Origin of the sequence: Burkholderia sp. BCC1998 (assembly GCF_905339875.1) — a bacterium.
Taxonomy (GTDB): Bacteria; Pseudomonadota; Gammaproteobacteria; order Burkholderiales; family Burkholderiaceae; genus Burkholderia.
Map to the genome: position 1 here is coordinate 1 of NZ_CAJPHE010000058.1, position 2912 is coordinate 2912.

Annotated in this window: 1 rRNA gene; it reads right to left on the bottom strand. The window is 52.8% G+C overall.

From position 1 onward, the window contains the following. Window positions 1-12 precede the first annotated feature (12 nt). Window positions 13-2894, bottom strand: a 23S ribosomal RNA gene (locus U5A56_RS36690). Window positions 2895-2912 lie beyond the last annotated feature (18 nt).

Below are 2912 nucleotides of genomic sequence, written 5' to 3' on the forward strand. Positions count from 1 at the left end.
CAGACTTGTTATAGGATCAAGCCTTACGGGCAATTAGTATCAGTTAGCTGAACGCATTACTGCGCTTACACACCTGACCTATCAACGTCCTGGTCTCGAACGACCCTTCAAGGGGATCTAGTCCCCAGGGATATCTCATCTTAAGGCGAGTTTCCCGCTTAGATGCTTTCAGCGGTTATCTCTTCCGAACATAGCTACCCGGCGATGCCACTGGCGTGACAACCGGTACACCAGAGGTTCGTCCACTCCGGTCCTCTCGTACTAGGAGCAGCCCCCTTCAAATATCCAACGCCCACGGCAGATAGGGACCAAACTGTCTCACGACGTTTTAAACCCAGCTCACGTACCTCTTTAAATGGCGAACAGCCATACCCTTGGGACCGGCTACAGCCCCAGGATGAGATGAGCCGACATCGAGGTGCCAAACACCGCCGTCGATATGAACTCTTGGGCGGTATCAGCCTGTTATCCCCAGAGTACCTTTTATCCGTTGAGCGATGGCCCTTCCATACAGAACCACCGGATCACTATGACCTGCTTTCGCACCTGCTCGACTTGTCGGTCTCGCAGTTAAGCACGCTTATGCCATTGCACTATCAGCACGATTTCCGACCGTACCTAGCGTACCTTCGTACTCCTCCGTTACGCTTTGGGAGGAGACCGCCCCAGTCAAACTGCCTACCATGCACTGTCCCCGACCCGGATCACGGGCCAAGGTTAGAACCTCAAACAAACCAGGGTGGTATTTCAAGGACGGCTCCACCGAAACTAGCGTTCCGGTTTCATAGCCTCCCACCTATCCTACACAGATCGGTTCAAAGTCCAATGCAAAGCTACAGTAAAGGTTCATGGGGTCTTTCCGTCTAGCCGCGGGTAGATTGCATCATCACAAACACTTCAACTTCGCTGAGTCTCGGGAGGAGACAGTGTGGCCATCGTTACGCCATTCGTGCAGGTCGGAACTTACCCGACAAGGAATTTCGCTACCTTAGGACCGTTATAGTTACGGCCGCCGTTTACCGGGACTTCAATCAAGAGCTTGCACCCCATCATTTAATCTTCCGGCACCGGGCAGGCGTCACACCCTATACGTCCACTTTCGTGTTTGCAGAGTGCTGTGTTTTTATTAAACAGTCGCAGCCACCAGTTTATTGCAACCCCTTCACCCTCTGCGCGCAGGCGCATCAAGCTACAAGGGCGTACCTTATCCCGAAGTTACGGTACCAATTTGCCGAGTTCCTTCTCCCGAGTTCTCTCAAGCGCCTTAGAATACTCATCTCGCCCACCTGTGTCGGTTTGCGGTACGGTCATCGTTAGACTGAAGCTTAGAGGCTTTTCTTGGAACCACTTCCAATTGCTTCGCTCCCTAAGGAGCTCGCGCCACACCCTTGAATCCTGCGCCCGGATTTGCCTAAGCGCCTTCTCCAATGCAGCGACCGGGACTTCCAACACCCGGACAACCTTCCGCGATCCGTCCCCCCATCGCATCTAACAATGGTGCAGGAATATTGACCTGCTTCCCATCAGCTACGCATTTCTGCCTCGCCTTAGGGGCCGACTCACCCTACGCCGATGAACGTTGCGTAGGAAACCTTGGGCTTACGGCGAGGGGGCCTTTCACCCCCTTTATCGCTACTCATGTCAGCATTCGCACTTCCGATACCTCCAGCACGCTTTTCAACGCACCTTCGCAGGCTTACGGAACGCTCTCCTACCATGCGTGCAAAGCACGCATCCGCAGCTTCGGTATATAGCTTAGCCCCGTTACATCTTCCGCGCAGGACGACTCGATCAGTGAGCTATTACGCTTTCTTTAAAGGGTGGCTGCTTCTAAGCCAACCTCCTGACTGTTTTAGCCTTCCCACTTCGTTTCCCACTTAGCTATATTTGGGGACCTTAGCTGGCGGTCTGGGTTGTTTCCCTCTTGACACCGGACGTTAGCACCCGATGTCTGTCTCCCGTGATTGCACTCTTCGGTATTCGGAGTTTGCTATGGCGGGGTAATCTGCAATAGACCCCCCAACCATGACAGTGCTCTACCCCCGAAGGTGAGACACGAGGCACTACCTAAATAGTTTTCGGAGAGAACCAGCTATTTCCAAGTTTGTTTAGCCTTTCACCCCTATCCACAGCTCATCCCCTAACTTTTCAACGTTAGTGGGTTCGGACCTCCAGTACGTGTTACCGCACCTTCATCCTGGCCATGGATAGATCACTTGGTTTCGGGTCTACGCCCAGCAACTGAACGCCCTATTCGGACTCGCTTTCGCTACGCCTGCCCTATACGGTTAAGCTTGCTACTGAACGTAAGTCGCTGACCCATTATACAAAAGGTACGCCGTCACCCCTTACGAGGCTCCGACTGTTTGTATGCATGCGGTTTCAGGATCTATTTCACTCCCCTCCCGGGGTTCTTTTCGCCTTTCCCTCACGGTACTGGTTCACTATCGGTCGATCACGAGTATTTAGCCTTGGAGGATGGTCCCCCCATCTTCAGACAGGATTTCACGTGTCCCGCCCTACTTGTCGCACACCTAGTTCTTTCATACTGTTTTCGCCTACAGGGCTATCACCTGCTATGGCCGCACTTTCCAGAGCGTTCGGCTAACAATACAAATAAAGAGTGCAAGGCTCATCCCATTTCGCTCGCCACTACTTTGGGAATCTCGGTTGATTTCTTTTCCTGCGGTTACTTAGATGTTTCAGTTCACCGCGTTCGCTTCACATGGCCTATGTATTCAGCCATGGATACTCCAAAAGGAGTGGGTTTCCCCATTCGGACATCTACGGATCAAAGCTTGTTTGCCAGCTCCCCGTAGCTTTTCGCAGGCTACCGCGTCCTTCATCGCCTGTGATCGCCAAGGCATCCACCACATGCACTTGTTCGCTTGACCCTATAACGAGTCTGTCTC